Here is a 17,220-nt window from a genome sequence, read left to right on the forward strand (position 1 = left end):
CGGTTCGTCGTTACATCCCGATCTGTCGGCCCGGTTGCTGCACCTGCTGAGGCTGCTCAATCAGGCGCGGTGCCTCCTGTTGCTCAGTCAAGCGCTTGGTGACCGGCTGCCCCCGTCGCTGCTGGCGCGAGGATGTTCGATCCGGACCTTGACCGCTGAGGACTCGTTCACGCCGAGCCGCCCGTTCGGCGTCGCGCGTTGCTCGGCGGCGGTCGGCGAGGCTCATCTCCACTGGCCGGGGCGACGGCGTTCCATCGTCGGCCTGACTCTGCTCGCGCTGCCCCAAGTGCCCGTGTGCGAGTAGCGCGAGCCGCAGGTGCTCGACGTGCTCGGGGAGCAAGGCCGGCCGCTCTTGGGCGGACGCCCCGGCAACAAGGAACAGGGCCCCGAGTGAATCGGTGAGCGTGAGATCGACTCTCTGCCGTGCACCTTGCGGCAGGGTGCGGTAGATCTCACGAGGGTCAGAGTGGTCATCAAGGTGGTTGATGTCGCGTGCTGCAAGGACGGCTTGCAACGCGTGGCGGTATGGCGTTCCAGAAACGTCGTCGGCGTCCGAATGCGAGCCGAGAACCTGCCGCGGATCGTCGGACGTGATCTGGTGCTGGTCCCGGTACGCCGCGACGGCCGCGACATGCCGACGCCAGTCGGTCACGGCATGTTCGTCGTCGGGGACCGGTCCGAGCGCGGTGAGCCATGCGGGCCGCTCGGCAAGCGCGATGTCCGCGAGTTGGTCGACGCGGCTGGCGATCACGTCCTGGGCGTGACGCAGGTAGGGCGGGATGTCGGCGGCGGCGGAGACGTCCGCGGCAGTCGGAATCGAGTACCAGGCGGGAAGCCTGGCCGGCCGCCGGTCCTGCTCGGGAGCGGCGGTGTGGCGGAGATCGAGCAGCGTGTTGATCCGGCGCGCGAGGTCCGCGGCGGGCTGTTCGGACAGGCTGTCGGCGTCGGTGATCCCGATGTCGTTGGCGGCTCGGGCGAGCAACGCGGCGGGGCTGTGGCCGGCCTGGTCGCTGGCCAGGAGGGTGCGGCGCAGCTTGGCGTAGCCGGGGCCGGTGGCGATGGCGTCGGGGATCGAGGTGTCGCCGGTCTCGGTGCCGTCGTCGACAGTGAACGTCTTGTAGACGAGTTCCTTGTAGGCGGGCCGGACGGCGGTCTCAAGGGCGTGCTGGAAGCGCGGGGCGATGGTCGCCAAAGATCCGGCGGCCTGCTGGGATGCGGCGATGGCCTCGGTCGCAGAGATCTCGTTGCCCTCGCGGTTGAGGATGGCGGTGAGGACTTCGCGTGCGGCGAACTGGCGCGGGTCGTTCTTCACCCGGTCCAAGCGATCGTCTTCGTCGAACGGGAGCAGTTCGTGGGTCTCGACGTAGAGCGACGTCCGTTCTTGGGCGCGGGAGAGGATCACGTACAGGTTCTCGCGGCTCATCTCGGCGGTGATGAGCGGGTGGGCGGTGTCCACCGTGGAGCCCTGGGCGCGGTTGGTCGTGGTCGCATACAGCAGCTCAACGTGGGCCGAGACGTACTCTGCCGAGAGCCGGACGGTGCCCTGGTGCTCGATGTTCTTGACGGTCAGTGATCCGTCGCGGTGGCGTTTAGTGACGGTCCAGGCGTCGCCGTTCTTCACCCAGTCCCGGCCGCGCGACACCTTGTTCTTGCGGTCGTTGTCGCGGGTGACGATCCAGTCTCCGCGGCCAGCGAGGTTCCCGTCTCGCAGCCGTGCGCCGTCGGCTTCGACGTGGCCGGCCTCGATACGGTCGAGTCGTGCCTGTGCGGACAGCGCGGTGACGTCGGCGGTGGTGGCCGCGGCCATGATGGTCTTCTTGCCGGCGAGCATGTCTGTCTTCCACCCGGCGTAGGCGGCTTCGATCATGCCTTGAGCGGAGCCGGAGCGGATGCGCCCGGCGTCGGCGTAGAAGTCGAGTGCGGAGCTGTCGCCGACGCGCACCTTGAGGGTGGCCTCGGCCTCGCGCGGGTTGTTGAAGCGGTGCAGCGTGCTCAACTCGACCGCTCCGGCCTGGTTGGCGATCAGCCGCAGCGCGCCTCCGGATTCGACCGCGCCGAGCTGCCGGTAGTCGCCCAGCAGCCGCACGACAGCTCCGCGGTGCGCGGCGATCTGGACGAGGCGGTCAAGGTTGAACGTGCCGGCCATGCCCGCTTCGTCGACCAGGACGACGTCGCCGGGACGCAGCGCGAACCCGCGGGCCCAAGCCGGAATGCCGGTCCCGTTCCACAGCGCCTTGGACGCGCCGGCGGTCGGCGCGTCGGAGTACTCGTGCAGGAACTTGTGCAGGTTCTCGGCCTTGGCGCCCAGGTCGCGGGCGAGGACATCGGCCGCTGCCGACGAGGTGGCCAGGGGTATAAGGCGCTGTCCGGAGGCGGCGACGGCCTCGGCGTAAGCGCGCATCGCGGTCGTCTTGCCCGAGCCCGCCGGACCGATTCCGGCGACCACAAGGCGGTCGTCGACGGCGAAGGCCGTGGCCATGTGGTGCTGGCCGGCGTCCAGCCGGACGCCGGATCGGGCCTCGAATCCGTCCAGCACCGCGCCGACCCGGGCGGCGGTAGCGCCGAAGGCGGTGCGCGTCGTGGCGGCTTCGACCAGCCGGGTTTCGGCGGCCAGGATCGCCGCGGAGGTGAACTTCGCGGCGCCGTGCTCGGTGAACACAGACTCCCTGTCGGCGCGGCGCAGCGAGGCCGGCTCGTCCAGCAGCGCCGGAGCATCGACTCGGATCGAGTGCGCCGGAGATACGGCAGCGGCGACGATCGCGGAGACCAGCTCTTGGTGCTCGGCAGGGGTGGAGACGCCGTGCTCGATCCGAGCCGCGCGCTCGGCTTCGGCGCGAAGGTTCCACACCGTCCAGGTCGAGCGGTTCTGTCCGACACGGTCCACGACGGCCGCCGCGATCGCGTCGACGTCGACCGGATCGGCCTTCTTCGCGGCCTGCTCTGCGGCGGTTCCCGGGACCGCGGCCATCAGGTCGCGGACCGCTTTGCGCCCGAAGGTGTCGGTGAGCGAGACCCTCCAGTCCTCCCGCATCTCGGCCAGAGAACGCGGCGCCTTCTTACCCTCGCGGGTCTCCAGATTCGCTTGCCGGGCAAGGTCGTGGCAGACCGCACGGGACGGGTCGTATCCGTGCTCGCGGCGGAAGCCGCGCAGCAGCTGCTCGTATCGCGCCTCGATCTCAGTCCGACGGGAGGAGAAGTGCGCGACCATCTTCGGGTCGATCCCGGCGATCTCGCGCACCGGTTCCCGCTTGCCGGTGGTGTCCGGACGCTCAGTCCAGGACACTCCGGTCCGCGTCGTCAGCTCGGTCTCGAAGCGGGTGTTGTAGAACTCGCTGACCGCTACCGTCATCTTGTAGAGCGCGCGAGCATCGAGCGAGCGCCAGATGCCGTCGACACCCTGCACCTTGGAGGAGATCGCGACGTGGGTGTGCAGGTTCGGGTCGCCGGCGCGGGAGTCGAAGTGGTCGAACCGGGCGGCGACCAAGCCCCGGGTCTCGATCTGCGCGATGCCGCCGCGGCCGGTGCGGGTGTAGGCGGCATGGGTCTCCAGGATCTCCAACGCGGCGTCCCGGGCAGCCTCGTGCGCCTCGCGCACCGCGGCTCGGACCTCGGGCCGCTCGTCTAATGCCCACACCAGCGCGGCGCTTTTGACCGGCGCGAACACGAGGTCGAAACCCGCAACGGCGGCGCGAGCTCGCCGTGACTCCTCGGTGTGGATCTTCTTGATCTCGGCCTCGGTAGGGGCCCGGCCGGTGGTCTCGCGGATCTGCTCCAGCCGTTCGGTGACGCGGGAGTCGAACCGGGCCAGCGGCTCATAGGCCGGGAACGCTGTCCCGAGCGTCGCGGCCTTGATGGCGTCGGCGCGGACCTTTGCGAGCTGCCGATCGGTCATGTCGGCGCGCAGATGCTCATCGAGGTAATCGGCGATGATCCGGTCGGCGTCGGGGTGCATCCCGGAACCGAAGACGTGCCGCATTTGGTCCTCGGTGACCTGCTGGCCGGCGACGTTCAGGAGCGGTGCTCCGCGGCCGACCCACATCCCCGGAGGGTTGCCCTTGGCGGTGTAGTAGTCCGCCGCGTCCTGCCCTCGAACGCGGTCGACGTCGCCCCCGGCGATGTGCCGAGTGAGGTAGGTGTAGCCGTCTCCGGCGGTGAGCTTGTGCATGGTCATCAACGCGACCACCGCCGTGAAGCTGAAACGGTGAATCGGTCAATTCGGACAGCGCTGAAGTGATCTTGAAGCTGGTGCAAGAGGTGTCTTGTCGGCTTCTCGGTGGTCTGCTGCTGGCCGGTAATGACGGCGGCCTGCTGGTGGATGGCCGTGGTGATGGCCGGGCGAGGGAATGCGTCGCTGCGCGATCGCCGTGCGGCGTCGCGCTGTGCGTGGCGGTCCGCGCGAGCGGACTGCGTCTTGACACTTCCCATGCGATCTAGTCTATAGTCTCGACTCCGAATTGGACTATGGTCTATCTAGGGAAGTCGGTGATGTTCATGGCTCGTCGGGCGACGGGTTCGCGGGCGGAGGCTGTACGCAGGGCGAAGATGCTGCGTGCGGAACGGGAAGCGGCGCGGGCGCGGCAGGACGATCTGATCGAGGCGGGGACTGCGGCGCTGCTGGATGCGCTGCTGGAGGCGCAGAGGGTTCGGGAGCGGGCCAAGGCGGTTGCCGAGAAGGCGATCGCCGATGGCGAGGCGTCGGCGGCGGAGTTCGAGCGGAAGGCTGCGGAGTCGGTGCGGGCTCTGCGCGGGCTGAACCTGACGAACGCGGAGATCGCCGAGCTGTGCGGGCTCAGCGTGGGCGCTGTGCGAGGGATGATGGCGCAGGCCGGTCCGGCGGTCACGGCATCCGTCGAAGGGGAGGCGGCGTGAGCATGCGAAAGGCCCGCCCGCTCCTGCGGGTGGGCCGGCGGGGTTCGGCTTCGGGCGACGCGTATTCCGGGGGGCGCGATAGGGACGTAGACGGCTCGGGCGAACAGCTCGCCGGAGCGCGCGGACCCGGCTTCCGGCTCCAGGCGCCGGTACGGCAGCACCACCGCCTCGGCGCTAGCCTCGTCGGAGGCGTCGGCGAACTGCCGCCGCATATCGGCGGACGCGGCAGGGGCCACGCCTCGCACTGCGATGGACGTTCGGCTCGTGGGCCAGAACGTCCATCGCGGCCGTCAGATCGGCTTGCGGCCGGTAAGGCGATAGACAGTGCAGTACCACCAGGTTGCGACGGCACTTGCGGCTCGCTCCCACCACGCGCGGCGGTTCAGCGCAGTGAGGGAAAGAGCCTGCTGGTCGTGCGGCGCACGATCAGCAACAGTCAGCTCGTGTCCCGGCGGATACGCGATGCCGTCGACCAAGACCATCGGCGGGGTTCCGGCTTCAAGTTGGACGGCGGCCTCGTCGGCTTCCTCGGCCACCTCGTACTCGAAATGGCCGATGGCGTTGTACGTGACTGTGACCGGGTCGCCGCCAGCGGCGTTCACGAAGTGGAGCAGATCGCAGATCAGGTCGCCTGCGATCTCGGCGATGGCTTCCGGGTCGACCAGATACGACGGGTCGTTTTGGCCGGTGAGACGGCCGAAGGTTGCGGTGGCAGCTGCTGCCCAAGCGGCACGGTCGGTGTTGGTGGGGTGGTCGTCGAACACGCGATTCTCCTCTCGTGCTTCGGCTGGAGCGGAGCGGGATCCGCTCCTCTCCAGCCGAAGCGGTCAGACCTCCGCGGTGCCTGCGCCAAGTGCGGCGGCGGCGGCGGTGCGGAACGACTGGGCGTCGGCGTTGCGGTCCCACTCGGTGAGGATCAGCTCCACGAAGGGGTGCTGAGCGTCGATGTCCTGGACCTGTCCCAGGTGAGCGGCACCGTGCTCGCGCATGTTCAGCGCGCACGCGGCCAGCGCGAGGACCGCGGCCACTGCGGCAGCCTGGCTGGGCGTCGCCGTGCTGCGGTCCAGCGGGCTCAGAAGGTCGAAGACTCGCCAGGCACCGTCAACCGTTGCGCATCCGGAGGCGAGGTAGTCACGGGCTGCGTCACTATCCAGCGCGGCGAGCAGTGCCGTTTCCTCGTCGTCAGCGATCGCGAACCAGGCCGGGGCTGCGGTGTTCATCAGTTGATCGATCAGCTCACGGTGGACCGCATCAAGGACTGTCGCGGGCATGAGGGTTGCGGTGACGGGCATGACGGCTCCCAAGCGGTGGGTGGGGGTCGGGGTGTTCGCCCCGAGCTGGCGGGCCGCAGGCCAAGCGGGGTCGAGCGGTGTGGGGCAAGGGCTCGCGCGCAGCGCGACCGCGGAGCGGCCTGGCCCTTGCGGCGCACCGCTCGACTCTGCTTCCCTCTGGCGACAGAACGAGGGGTGGGCACCCCGACCCCCACCCACCGCGACCACGGGCCATGGTCGTTACCGAACGGGACCAGCGTGTCGGCGATGCGGTCGCTTCAGCCAGCCCGTGGGAGGCGGTGGGCATGATGGACGCCGTGGGTTCGGAGTTTGTGCAGATCGGCGAGGTGACAGCACCGTCCGGCGTGTTGGTGTTGGGCATGGCCGGCTGGATCGACTACTGGTCGGTGATCGGCGAGCCGCTGTCCCGGCGGGCTGCCGCCGCCATCGACTCCGGCGGCGGATACCTCCGACAGTTCGAGTGCGAGGCGGTCGCGGTCGCGACATCTTCGGACCGCCCGCTGCCGGTCTCGGCCACGGTGGCGACGTCCCTGTTCGACGGAGCGCCAACGATCGCGACGCTTCAGATGGACCTCGGGCGACCGTGGACCACAGCAGACCAGACCACGGTCTTGCTCGGTGATCTGCCGGTGGACCACTGCGGCATGCTGCTCGGTGATGGGGCCGGTCTCGACTCTTGGAGCGGAATCGGCAGCGCGTCGATCGACGCCCTTGCCGACGTCACGTTCTGGGGAGCGCTCGCACAGGAGGCACACGGCGAGTTCGGCGGCCGGGACCTGGCGGCGCTAGGCCGGCCTGGCGTCTTCGGCCTGCTCGACCTCCCAGTGCCGGAGGCGAGGCAGCTCGCCGACCGGCTCGCGGCGTGGGAAGCCGACAGCCGGGGCCGCGGCGTGAAGGTGTCGATCGACGAGCACACCCATCACCATCTCGTCCGCCGCGCCGGTTGGGCGCACCCGCTTCAGGCCGCGACGATCGAGACGGCGGGCTGCCAGGTGATGGGGATCGGCTGGAGCCCGGGAGACCACGCGATGCGCCACGGCGGAGAGCGGGCCTTCGGCCAGGTGTACCCGGTGACGCTGGTTCCGGCAGAGGATGGCGGAACGCTGCTCCGTTGGACGATCCCGCAGCAGTAGCTGTGACTCGGGCGAGCGGCGACGCACGCCGGGCAGCGGCAGCCGAGCGCACCGGATCGAGTGTCCGGCGCGCTCGCGCCGTTGGTGGCTCAGCGATCGCCGCCAGCCAGAGCCTCGAACATGGTCAACGCCAGCTTCTGAACGACTTCATCCGGCATCCCGGTGTTCAGCGCCACCATCAGCCACCGCGACGCGATGTGGCCCGGGTCGAATCCCAGAGCGGCGGTCAACAGGCAGAACGCATCGACCTGTTCGTCGAGCGCGAGGCTGGCGAACGCCTTGACGAAGCATGCGGCGGCAGCGGTGCTCGGCAGCGCGTCGTGCAGGGGCAGCGCGTCGATGATCTGGATGATCCGGGTTGCCGCGTTCGCAACGCCGCAGCAGCCGAGCAGGTAGGCCGTGGCGTACGGATCGCTCAGCGTGCGCATCATCGTTCCCGCCTGGGCGCCGATCGCCTCGGCGGCCGGCTGCGGACTGGCCAGCAGGCCGTTGACGAAGACGCGGTATGTGTCGTGGTCGGTGAGACGGGTCGCGGTGTCGTGCATGGCGGCGGCTCCTTGCCGGTCGATGTGGCCGGGGCGTTCGCCCCGAGCTGGCGGGCCGCAGGCCAAGCAGGCGACCGGGGACGGGGCAAGGGTTCGCGCGTAGCGCGACCGCGAAGCGGCCCCGGCCCTTGCGGCGCCCCCGGTCACCTGCTTCCCTCTGGCGACGGATCGGGTCGGACCCCGCCTGTCGACGCGTTTACTGCCGACGGTCCTCACCACTCGTAGTTGCCGCAGCATTCGCCTCTCGCAGTCAACAAGCAGTGCCCCAAAGGGTTGCGATTCCTCATGCGGTAGAGCCTCGCTACCTGGGGATCTCTCCCACCCCCTGGCACATCTCGCACGTCTCACCATCGCGCGGGGAAGTGCCAGAGCCACCGCAGTCCGGACAGGTCATCGTGTCGTCATTCGCCATGTCCGAAGCGTCGGGCTGAGAGCGGTTCCCGGACTGTCCCCCAACAAGCGGGTGGTTTCGAGGTCAGTCCGCCGGAGGCGCAATCGGAGTGGAAGACTCAATGCCGTGGTCGAGATTCGGTGGAGCCTGACCGGTGTGGTCTTCCACGACTATGCCGGGTGGTCCGGGTGGGTCTTCGAGGTTGACTTGTCGTATGTACCCGATGGGGGCCGCCTCGTCCCCAAGGCCAGGGGTTACCGGGCGATTCCTCCGGTAGAGGCTCACAAGAACGTCCGCAAGCCACCGCCGAAGGTCGTCGAAGAGATCAAGACCGCTGCCGAAGCCCAGTGGGGCGGCGGCTCCGGCCTGCTACTGCTCGACATGCTCAAGGTCGACTTCCCCGGATTCGGCTCCCGCGACAAGGCTCGACGAGCACGGACGGTCTCGCGCATCTACAGCGCGGCGCAGAGCTCCGGCTTCTGCCCGCGGAAGACACTCGTGGAACTCCTCGACATTCCCACCAAGCCCACGGCAGCCGCAGGCCGCGTCGAGTCAAAGACCCTCGACAACTGGCTTCGAGAGGCGCGATCCGAGGGATACCTCCCACCCTTCGACCCTGACCGTGACCTGCCAGCCAAGTGGCCATGGAAGCGGTGGGAGCATCCGCATCACTTGGAACCTCGCCACACCAGACGAGTGCTGACGCTGGATGGATCGGTGGTCGAACAGCCGACCCCCGCAGGAGAGACCCTGACGGTCTGGTTGTCGCCGATTGAATTGCTCGGCGTCAACGACGAGGGCCAACAGATCGCAACCCTCAGCGTGACAGCAAAGTGGCCAGACGGAACGCCGCTCAGCGGCTTGGATCCCGTCGTCGGCGTCACGGTTGCCCAAGCCATCACGGAAGTCGCTCCGCGGATCATCGCCGACCTGGAGCAGCGCTTCCCGGGCACCGAGGTCACCGTCAAGTATCGGCCCCCAGAAAGTGAATGACAGCTACTCTGCGGCTTCGATCTGCGAACGGAAGCAGTGCCATGCCTTCAGCCGCCAGCGTCGATGTCGATCGATGGAACTCGCCAGCTCGCGGGCGGCCTGCAGATGCAGGCCGCCCGCAGGCGATTCGGTCAGGCAGCCGCGGGGACGAGCAGTTCGGCGCCGGTCGGCCGGGAGGCCGTGCCGAAGCTCGGATCGCCGTTCTTCGCGGTGACGGTCGCGGTGAACGCTATCCGGGCGCCCCGGAGCCCGAACCAGTTGCCCTTCGTCGTGGCGTAACTGATCGCCAACGCCTTAGGCACGGTGGACCAGACACGCGAACCGTTGTCGAGAGCCACCAGCATCTTGTACGTGGTGGACCAGGACGGACCCGGCGCGTCGTAGTCCTTCACCGTGAGCACGACACCCTCAACCCGGACCTTGCCGGTCGGCACCGGCCCTGCACTAGCCCGTGCTGCCTCGCGCTTGGCCCGCTCCGCGGAGCGCTGCGCCGCCCTCTCGGCGCAGCGGCGCACCCCTTCGGCCTGCGCCTCGGACAGCTCGCCGGCCTCGCGGAGCTTGTCCTGCATGTCGCTGAGGAATTGGAAGTCGCCGTCGTAGTCACGAAGGAACTCCACGACGTCCCTGTGGCGGGCGGCGAATGCGTCGGCGATCCTCTTGAGTCGGGCAGCGCGTCGAGCTGCCTCTGCGGCGGCCTTCGCGCGGAACGCCGCAAGCGCGTCGCCGACCGTCAGCTCCTCAGTGATCAGGGTCGACCAGCTGCGGCCGTGGTTTGCGCCTTCGCACGAGCAGGAGCAGTTCGGGCCGACGGCGCTCATGCAGGCCCCGTCGCACGCGGTGGTCGAGCGCGTGGCGTACAGCCGACTCGCAGGCACCGTGCGCTGGCATTCCGGACAGGTGAGCTGTGCCCGGTCGCCGGCGGTGTCCGGCTGTTCGGCGCGGACGGGCCGGATGCAGCGCTGGCACTGTCCGAGGAAGGTGTAGGTCGGTGTGGAGGAGATGATCACGGCTGGTCTCCGGTGAGGTGAGGTGGGTGTCCTGGCCGGCCTCGTCGGCGTTGCCGCGCCGTCGGGGCCGGAGTCCCCTCGGGCGGATTGGCCCGAGCTGGCGGGCCGCAGGCCAAGCACGCCCGCGCCGGTCGGGGCAAGGCTCGCGCGCAGCGCGACCGCGAAGCGGCCCCGGCCTTGCCGCGTGCCGGAGCGGAGTGTGCTTACCTCAGGTCGTCAGCCGGGCGGACCGCCGGGATCGGCCTCAGAGAGGGACGCCGACGAGACGACAGACCACCTGTGCTTGCACGTTGCAATAGGCGTTCAGCGGCGTCAGCACGCCATCACGTCCGTCTCGGCGAGGGAATGCTGCGGTGCACCGATGACGGCGACCGACCGGCGGGAGCGGTCCTGCGTACGGGCAGCAAGCCGCTCCCGGCCCGGCACTACAGTCGCGCCAGTGCGAGCGAGGCGTCCCCGAAGGTCACCGTGTAGCCCCTGCTCGTGCGTTCCGCCTGGGCACCGCGCAGCCCTGCGACGTCGTCGGTCAGCGCCCTGGCGACGTCCTCGACGCGGGGGTGTTCCTCCCAGCGCAGTGTCCATGCATCGCCATCCCCAGCCAGTTGGCGGGATGTCGCCCGGGTGAGGGAGCCTCGCGGCTGGTCGGGTCGGTTCAGCGGGTCCTCGAACCACTGCCCGATCGCCCACTGACGTCTCGCATCGATGGCGCTGAACCGAGTGACGAGCCCGGCCAGCAGCACCCGGGCGTCAGCCGTGGGTTCGGGCAGCTCGGACAGCAAGGTCTTCTCGCTGGCGCTCAACGGGACGTCGATGTCGGCTGCCCGGATGTAGTCGTGATCGCCGCCGTCGGCCTGACCGAACCGGCCGTTGATGTTTGGAGTGACGACCATGCGGGCGCCGGTGGGGAGGTGGCGGAGCCGAAGTCCGCGGGTGTGATTGCTCACCGCCTCGAACCGCAGTCCCGGTACCTCGTCGAAGAACTTCGTCTCGGGCCTGGGAACGAGCCACGCCATGACGTTGAGCTCTGCGCGCGTGATGATCACGAGGTCGTCGTATCGCGGCGAGAGGATCATCGTGTAGCAGGTGAGTGTGGAGACGCCGTTGCGCGACGACAGGGCACTGGCTGCACCGGAATTCAGCAGCAGCCGAGCCAACAGAGCGCGTAGCTCCAGCTGAGCGGGACTGCACGCGTCGAGCCCGAGGTGCTCTCGGCCGACTCCGGCCTTGGCTGCCCGGGTGGTCTCGCCCGTGTAGGAACGGCGGACCTTAGCGAGTGTCTTACGGGTGGAATGGGTCATCGCGGGTGTCCTTGGTCTGTGCCTCCCGGTCGGCACTGATCGAACACGCTGCGGACAACGGCATGCCGAAGAGAACAGGTGGGCGCGCAACACCCTTCTCGCGAGCACGAATGCACCGGGGCATGTGTCGTACTCGGCAGTCCGGCCACTGTCGGCCGGAAGCAGCCATGCTGCTCACGAAGAACCGTAGATGGCTGGACGTAGCAGCAGTCAAGCGGAATGCCAGATCAGCCCCAGAGAGTCAGCCGTCTGGCCTACACCATGCTGCCCCCAGCGAGGCGATCTGTCCGGGAACAGGCTGGCCGCGGGACTGGGATGAGCCTGCGGCTCCGGACTGTCCGGTCCGGAGCCGCAGGCTCCAATCCGACTCACACGGGCAGCGGGATATCCGGCTCTTCGACGGTCTTTACGGTGGCACCGGCCGTGCGCCACGGCTGGGAGAGCTTGCGCATGAGAAGGGCCTCGTACTCGTCGGCACGGCTACCGTGGACCGTCTCGTATGCCTGCATGTCGAGGACCTCCGCTGCTCGATCGAAGATGTTGGGAAACCGGCGGTTACCCAGGCGCAGGTAGAGGGTTTCGGCCCCGCCGTTCAGCGGCGCCGTCTGACTGGCGGCGGACAGAACCGCAAGCTTCTCGGCGTCGGTGGCCGGGCGCGTATCAGCGCCGGCGGCGACGCGGTCGAGCAGTTCGCGGCAGTGTGTGCGGTACAGCAACTCCGGCCAGGGGCGGTCACTTGCCGGACGCAGCAGAGAAAAGCTCCCCCACAGTGGACCACGGTCATTTTCGCCGTGGCGCAGTTGGGCAGCTTCGATCTCCTCATCAGCCCATGCGCACTGGTCGAGTGCTGAATCGATGACATCGGCGATGTCGCGGAATGCCGCGTCCAGCCCAATGAGGCTGGCGGCGAGACGGAGACGGGGAGCGCGTTCGTCGCACGGCGCGTCCGGTGCGCACAGGCTTTCGTGTTCGAGGATGGTCATGGGCGTGCTCCTGACGATGGTCGCTGGGTGTCCTGGCCGGCCTCGTCGGCGTTGCCGCGCCGTCGGGGCCGGAGTCCCCTCGGGCGGTTTGGCCCGAGCTGGCGGGCCGCAGGCCAAGCACGCCCGCGCCGGTCGGGGCAAGGCTCGCGCGCAGCGCGACCGCGAAGCGGCCCCGGCCTTGCCGCGTGCCGGAGCGGAGTGTGCTTACCTCAGGTCGTCAGCCGGGCGAGCCGCCAGGTTGGGCTTATGCGCACGGCCGAGAGCCGAGTTAAACCGCCCGGACCACCCTCGGGTGAAATGCATCGCTTCTCTCGACCGTGTCCACGAAGATGGGTCCATGCAGCAGGAACGAAGTTGGGTGTACGCAGCGTGCACGGTCCGTCTGGCCCCAGATCAGCCGGGCTGCGAAGCCGTTTTCGATCAAGCTCTAACAAACGGCCTTGCGGCGATCGTGGCGCTTGAGTGGCCAGGCGCTGAGGCCAATGCCAGGGGCCGCGTACGTTCCGCAGCGGAGCTCTTGGACGTCATCTCAGAGCGCGTTCCGCAGGACGGACAGACAGGCGTTTACCCCATCCCAGACACCAGTATCAGCCAGGGTCTTAATACGCTGGTTGATGTGGCGACGCTGCGCGATGGGGTGACGCAGACACAGCAGGTCCGTCATGCTCGCGGTCCAGGACGCCTTGAAGAGCGACACGTCGACGCACTCCGGGCTCTGGATCATCACCGGAGTCTCCGCTCCCTGAGTGGTGAGGAGTCCGACAGGGTCTGGGATCAAGCACGCGAAGACGATCGTGCCTCCATCTTGCGGGCGGTCGCGTTCCTCGATCTCATCGGTGAAGACGAGGCTGCGCGTCGGGCGGTGGATGTGGAGAACCCGAACGCGTATCACCCCAAGCACAATCCGGATGGTCAGGAACTTGAAGAGTGCCCCGTATGCGGACTCGATACCTTCTGCATTCAGGGCATTGATGACTACGGGTATGGGTTCGGGTCTGGGCAGTGCCTCGTGTGCGCGTACGTCCGGAGCCGTGACACGGCAGATGAGATGGCCTTGGACTTCCACATCGCCCGGCTCTCCGCCAAGGACTAGCCCTGCGGGCCGCCGGTGCTGCTCAGCTGGGAGGTGTAGTGCCCGCACCGCCATAGTCGGTGCGCGGAAGGTTGCTGCGGGCGCGGGAAAGATCGTCACACAGCCCGACGATCTTGGTAGCGATCCGCGCGAACTTGGCAAGAGCGCTGACGGCTTTCTGCTGCGTTGAGTTGTGCCACTGGGCGCGGCCGTAGTCGTCGTCTGCCTCCGCCAGCCGTCCCAGCTCGTCGATGATTCGTGCAAGAGCGGTCAGGACGGCGCGGCTGCTCGCAGCGTCGGTGGTGGGTGGTCGCTGGTCCCGCAAGAGCGTGCTGAAGTACCACCCGGATTCCCATACTGCGTAGACCTGATGCCCCACCATGAGCGAATAGGGCTTGGCAACCGCCACCTGGAGCTCGGCGACCTTGTCCCGGAAGTCCTGCGCCGCTTCCTCGAAGGAAACGTACCCTGCGGTCTGGTGCCGCGGTGCCCAGTGTGTACGTGGCCGCTCTGCGGCGGCAGGCACGTGATCGGGCTCCGGTGAGATTTGGCTCGGCTGAATGCCGTTCTTCCGCAGGCGATAGAGCCGTTGTCGACACCGCGAAGAGCATGTGGAGCGTGGCCGACCCGTGCCGGCGTAGGGCAGAGGGCTGTTGCAGACGAGGCAGCTTTGGCCGTTCCAAGGATCGTCCGGACGATCCTCGCCCTTCCGCAGAGGTCGAGGGCCGCGCGGTCCGAAGTATCGGATTGCGGCTAGATCACGCAGTTCGTCAAGGACATCAGGCTGATCATCGTTGCTCCCTGGTGAGCGAGCGTTCCTTAGCATGCGGATCAGGTCAAGTGCGGCGCCTTCCACCGACTTGACCACTTTGACGGACGTGTTGAAGCGGACTGCGGTTTCCTCATAGGACTTGGGCACGCCGTCGTTGATCCCGTAGAGGTAGCAGGCGACATCAGCTGCGTTTCGGTAGTTGCCAACAGCAGCGTTGAAGTGCTTGAACGGCTCGGCTAGCTCTGGCCCAGCATGGAGCGCGACCTTTTCCGCGCCGGACGCCTCGGTCAGCAGCGTCCAGAAGTTGATCGCCGCGGCACCGCTGACAGCGGAGTCGCCCACAGAGTCACGCGGCGTCGTCCGTCGGCGGGTCACGACTGGTGCTCGATGTCAGTCCTCGGCACAGACCCATCGTCGCGTCCATGCGGACCAGCCGACAATGTCTCTGGCGATAGCGGCGGCTCGACCTCGTGAAGCCTGGCCAGGCCATCCACAATCCGGGGAATGTCCTCGGGGTTTGCTCGGTTCAGCACGTCGCGAGCAATGCCACGTAGCAGCCAAGCGCGGATCGTTGCATGCCCGAGCAAAGTAATCGCGCCAACGATCGGCCACGCGTCGACCATCAAGAGTCTGCCTTCCTGGGCGTGGAGACGTCGATGGCCCCAGACCGCAGGGTCCGGGGCCATCGACGGAACATGCGCAGAAACGAAAAAACCCACCAGCAGGCTGGTGGGAATCTCTGCGATTCGGCACATACTCTTGGCCGAACGACGCCCAGAATACACTCTACGTAGCGGTGGCGCCACCAGTTGTTTCCGCAGGTCAAGCGGACTGGGTTGACACGTGGGACTTTCGTAACGCTTAACGTCCCTAGGCCCGGCGCCCACCACGAGTCCGTGGTTCGCGTGCGATACCGCACTAGTCGCGATGCTTGATGGAATCAATGTTCTGCGTAACGCTGAACGCTATGGGGGCAGAACTGACGGGAGCTCTTGCAGGACTGATTGGGGCGGGTCTCGGTGCCGGCGCCGCGATATGGGGCAGCCTTACGGCGGCGCGCACCCAACTACGACTGAACCAGGCGCAACTTCAAGCGGCCGTCGCGGCTGAAGAGATCCGGATCGCTCGCGTCGCATACGCGGACTTCCTGCGTGCTGGCATCCAGTTCGAGCTCGCCTGGCGAAGTCTGTTGATCGGCTTCCGGGAGGGTGCGAGTGCTGATGAGCTGGACCGCTTGTACGCTCGCGTAATCGAGGTCGAGCACAATCGCTGGATGTTCTACTCCGTGGTGCTGTTGGAGGCCCCGGAATCCGTCGTTGTACTCGCCAGGGAGCTCACAGCCGCGTACGTAGAACTCGACATCGTCGGTGAGGCGGCCCGCCGACGCTTGTCCGCCGAGAAGGACGGCTCTACCGCACGCTGGCCTGATTTCGACCGGGCTTCGTCCAAGTGTGGTGAACTGACCGCCAAGTTCGCTGTGGGGGCGAAGGCCGAGCGTGCGGCGGCACGCGATATCGAAGTGGTCGAACCGTCGCAACACACGCGACGACCGCTCCTCGCGCGGTGGCCCGGCCATAGCAATAACTGAGCGCAGGTATAGAACCCGATCGCGATCGACGCGCGTGTGCCGCCGCCTGTCGCGGCACACGCGCCTGGGGAACTACGCGCTGGCTCCGGTGGGGCCTGGGTCTGCCGAGGCAATCGCAGCGGCCATCTCGTCGGCGCTCCGCCGACCGCGGACCTCGTAGTAGGCAGCGGTGGCGGTGCGCGGGAACTTCGGGTCGTTGGCGCGCACGATCGGTTCTCTCCAGCCGTTGAAGCTCGTGGGGACAGTGACGCTCTTGGGGTTGACCCGCAGGACCTCGTACCATCGGCCGCCGTAGAGGACGAAGTCGCCCTTGGCGAAGTCGGCTTTCGACCAGACCTTGACGCCGTCCGCCTCGGCGGCCTTGACGTGCTCCCGCCAGTAGTCCAACTGCTCGCGCGTCTCGTCCAGGCGGCGCTTCAGCTCCGCGTCCCACTCGGAGGTGTCGGCGTTGCCGCCTTCGTGGTCGACGGGTTCGAGCAGGCGGAGGAGCTGCCGCTCCTCGGCCTCCAGCTTTTCGATGCGCCGAAGCGTGCGGGGAACGTTCTCGCGATGGCCGCGGTAGGCGGCGGCTGCGGCGGCGAGGTTGGCGTGATGGGCGTGCTTGTCGGCCTCAACGAAGGATCTGTCGATCTGGGCAGCGGCGCGGGCGCGGTAGTTCCGGTCCCGGTTGGCGGAGTAGTGGTCGGTGAGGACCGGCTGACCGAACGGGATCCGGGACAGCTTCTCGCGGCCGGCGCTGTAGAGCGCTGCGGAACGGTCGGCGGCGGCGTCGGCGTAGTCCTGGCGGCGCTCGGCGCGGGCTTCGGCGCGCTCGTAGCGGTCGGCCTCGGCTTCGGCGAAGGTGCGCCTGGTGTCTTCGTCGATGGTTACGCTGACCTCGAAGCCAGCCGCGCGCAGCGCGGTCGCCGCAGCCTCGATCTTGCGGTGATCAGCTTGCTTGTCGCGGGAGTTCCGGATGACCCAGCAGCGCAGGTAGGGCGACCAGCGGAAGCGCTGCGGGTAGTCCTTCAGGATGTCGCCGGATCCGTCGCCCTTGGCGCCGCCGACGGCCGTCGTGCCGTCGGCTCGGGTGTGTGTGATCGTGATGGTGCCGCGCGGGCTCGGCGGCGGGTTGGGGCCGGACTCGATGTCAGTTCGTGCGGTGGTCATGGTGCTGCTCCAGGCGGTTGGGGAGCCGTGGTGCGGGCCGGGTGGCCTGCTGGCGGGCTCTGCCAACCGGGGCGGGTCCGGGGGCGGGCAACCCCCGGAGAGCGAGCGTGCGAGCGTGGGGTTGCGCG

The 17,220-nt window shown here is 68.1% G+C and carries 14 protein-coding genes; 5 read left to right on the top strand and 9 right to left on the bottom strand.

Going from position 1 to position 17,220, the window contains the following annotated elements; all coding sequences use genetic code 11:
• Window positions 1-10 precede the first annotated feature (10 nt).
• Window positions 11-4,171, bottom strand: a complete 4,161-nt coding sequence (mobF, locus tag CACI_RS44365) for a MobF family relaxase (protein ID WP_015797512.1) — start codon at window positions 4,169-4,171, stop codon at window positions 11-13.
• Between the two features lie 371 nt (window positions 4,172-4,542).
• Between mobF and CACI_RS44370 the strand changes: the two genes are divergently transcribed.
• Window positions 4,543-4,869 (top strand): hypothetical protein, encoded by a 327-nt coding sequence (locus tag CACI_RS44370; protein WP_015797513.1) that lies wholly within the window; start codon window positions 4,543-4,545, stop codon window positions 4,867-4,869.
• A 290-nt stretch (window positions 4,870-5,159) separates the two neighbouring features.
• Here CACI_RS44370 and CACI_RS44375 read toward each other — a convergent pair whose 3' ends face one another.
• Together CACI_RS44375 and CACI_RS44380 are read right to left on the bottom strand one after the other, a co-directional pair.
• Window positions 5,160-5,633 (bottom strand): hypothetical protein, encoded by a 474-nt coding sequence (locus tag CACI_RS44375; RefSeq protein WP_015797514.1) that lies wholly within the window; start codon window positions 5,631-5,633, stop codon window positions 5,160-5,162.
• A 63-nt stretch (window positions 5,634-5,696) separates the two neighbouring features.
• Window positions 5,697-6,161: a hypothetical protein gene (locus CACI_RS44380; RefSeq protein WP_015797515.1), complete on the bottom strand. Its 465-nt coding sequence runs from the start codon at window positions 6,159-6,161 to the stop codon at window positions 5,697-5,699.
• A gap of 284 nt (window positions 6,162-6,445) precedes the next feature.
• On the opposite strand from CACI_RS44380, the gene CACI_RS51890 reads away from it, so the two are divergent.
• Window positions 6,446-7,294, top strand: coding sequence for a hypothetical protein (locus CACI_RS51890; RefSeq protein WP_015797516.1), 849 nt, complete (start codon window positions 6,446-6,448; stop codon window positions 7,292-7,294).
• An 89-nt stretch (window positions 7,295-7,383) separates the two neighbouring features.
• Here CACI_RS51890 and CACI_RS44395 read toward each other — a convergent pair whose 3' ends face one another.
• Entirely contained in the window at window positions 7,384-7,839 is a 456-nt protein-coding gene (locus tag CACI_RS44395) for a hypothetical protein (protein ID WP_015797517.1), read from the bottom strand.
• Window positions 7,840-8,356: 517 nt separating this feature from the next.
• Between CACI_RS44395 and CACI_RS44400 the strand changes: the two genes are divergently transcribed.
• Window positions 8,357-9,223, top strand: a complete 867-nt coding sequence (locus CACI_RS44400; RefSeq protein ID WP_041540832.1) for a hypothetical protein — start codon at window positions 8,357-8,359, stop codon at window positions 9,221-9,223.
• 131 nt (window positions 9,224-9,354) lie between these two features.
• On the opposite strand, the gene CACI_RS44405 is transcribed toward CACI_RS44400, so the two are convergent.
• The 3 genes from CACI_RS44405 to CACI_RS44415 form a co-directional block, all read right to left on the bottom strand.
• The gene (locus tag CACI_RS44405; RefSeq protein ID WP_015797519.1) at window positions 9,355-10,230 is read right to left on the bottom strand and encodes an RING finger protein; all 876 of its coding nucleotides are present in this window, start codon (window positions 10,228-10,230) and stop codon (window positions 9,355-9,357) included.
• Between the two features lie 425 nt (window positions 10,231-10,655).
• Window positions 10,656-11,528 carry a hypothetical protein gene (locus CACI_RS44410; protein WP_015797520.1) on the bottom strand — a complete coding sequence of 291 codons (873 nt, stop codon included), beginning with the start codon at window positions 11,526-11,528 and terminating at the stop codon, window positions 10,656-10,658.
• 368 nt (window positions 11,529-11,896) lie between these two features.
• Window positions 11,897-12,511, bottom strand: a complete 615-nt coding sequence (locus tag CACI_RS44415) for a hypothetical protein (protein ID WP_015797521.1) — start codon at window positions 12,509-12,511, stop codon at window positions 11,897-11,899.
• A gap of 337 nt (window positions 12,512-12,848) precedes the next feature.
• Between CACI_RS44415 and CACI_RS48880 the strand changes: the two genes are divergently transcribed.
• Window positions 12,849-13,604, top strand: coding sequence for a hypothetical protein (locus CACI_RS48880; protein ID WP_223297416.1), 756 nt, complete (start codon window positions 12,849-12,851; stop codon window positions 13,602-13,604).
• 22 nt (window positions 13,605-13,626) lie between these two features.
• Here CACI_RS48880 and CACI_RS50870 read toward each other — a convergent pair whose 3' ends face one another.
• Window positions 13,627-14,697, bottom strand: a complete 1,071-nt coding sequence (locus CACI_RS50870) for a hypothetical protein (protein ID WP_143765657.1) — start codon at window positions 14,695-14,697, stop codon at window positions 13,627-13,629.
• Between the two features lie 625 nt (window positions 14,698-15,322).
• Here CACI_RS50870 and CACI_RS44430 point away from each other — a divergent pair.
• Window positions 15,323-15,943 carry a hypothetical protein gene (locus CACI_RS44430; RefSeq protein WP_143765658.1) on the top strand — a complete coding sequence of 207 codons (621 nt, stop codon included), beginning with the start codon at window positions 15,323-15,325 and terminating at the stop codon, window positions 15,941-15,943.
• Window positions 15,944-16,015: 72 nt separating this feature from the next.
• Here CACI_RS44430 and CACI_RS44435 read toward each other — a convergent pair whose 3' ends face one another.
• Window positions 16,016-17,092: a DUF3560 domain-containing protein gene (locus CACI_RS44435; protein ID WP_015797525.1), complete on the bottom strand. Its 1,077-nt coding sequence runs from the start codon at window positions 17,090-17,092 to the stop codon at window positions 16,016-16,018.
• Between the last annotated feature and the right edge of the window lie 128 nt (window positions 17,093-17,220).

Origin of the sequence: Catenulispora acidiphila DSM 44928, assembly GCF_000024025.1 — a bacterium.
GTDB classification, from domain to species: domain Bacteria; phylum Actinomycetota; class Actinomycetes; order Streptomycetales; family Catenulisporaceae; genus Catenulispora; species Catenulispora acidiphila.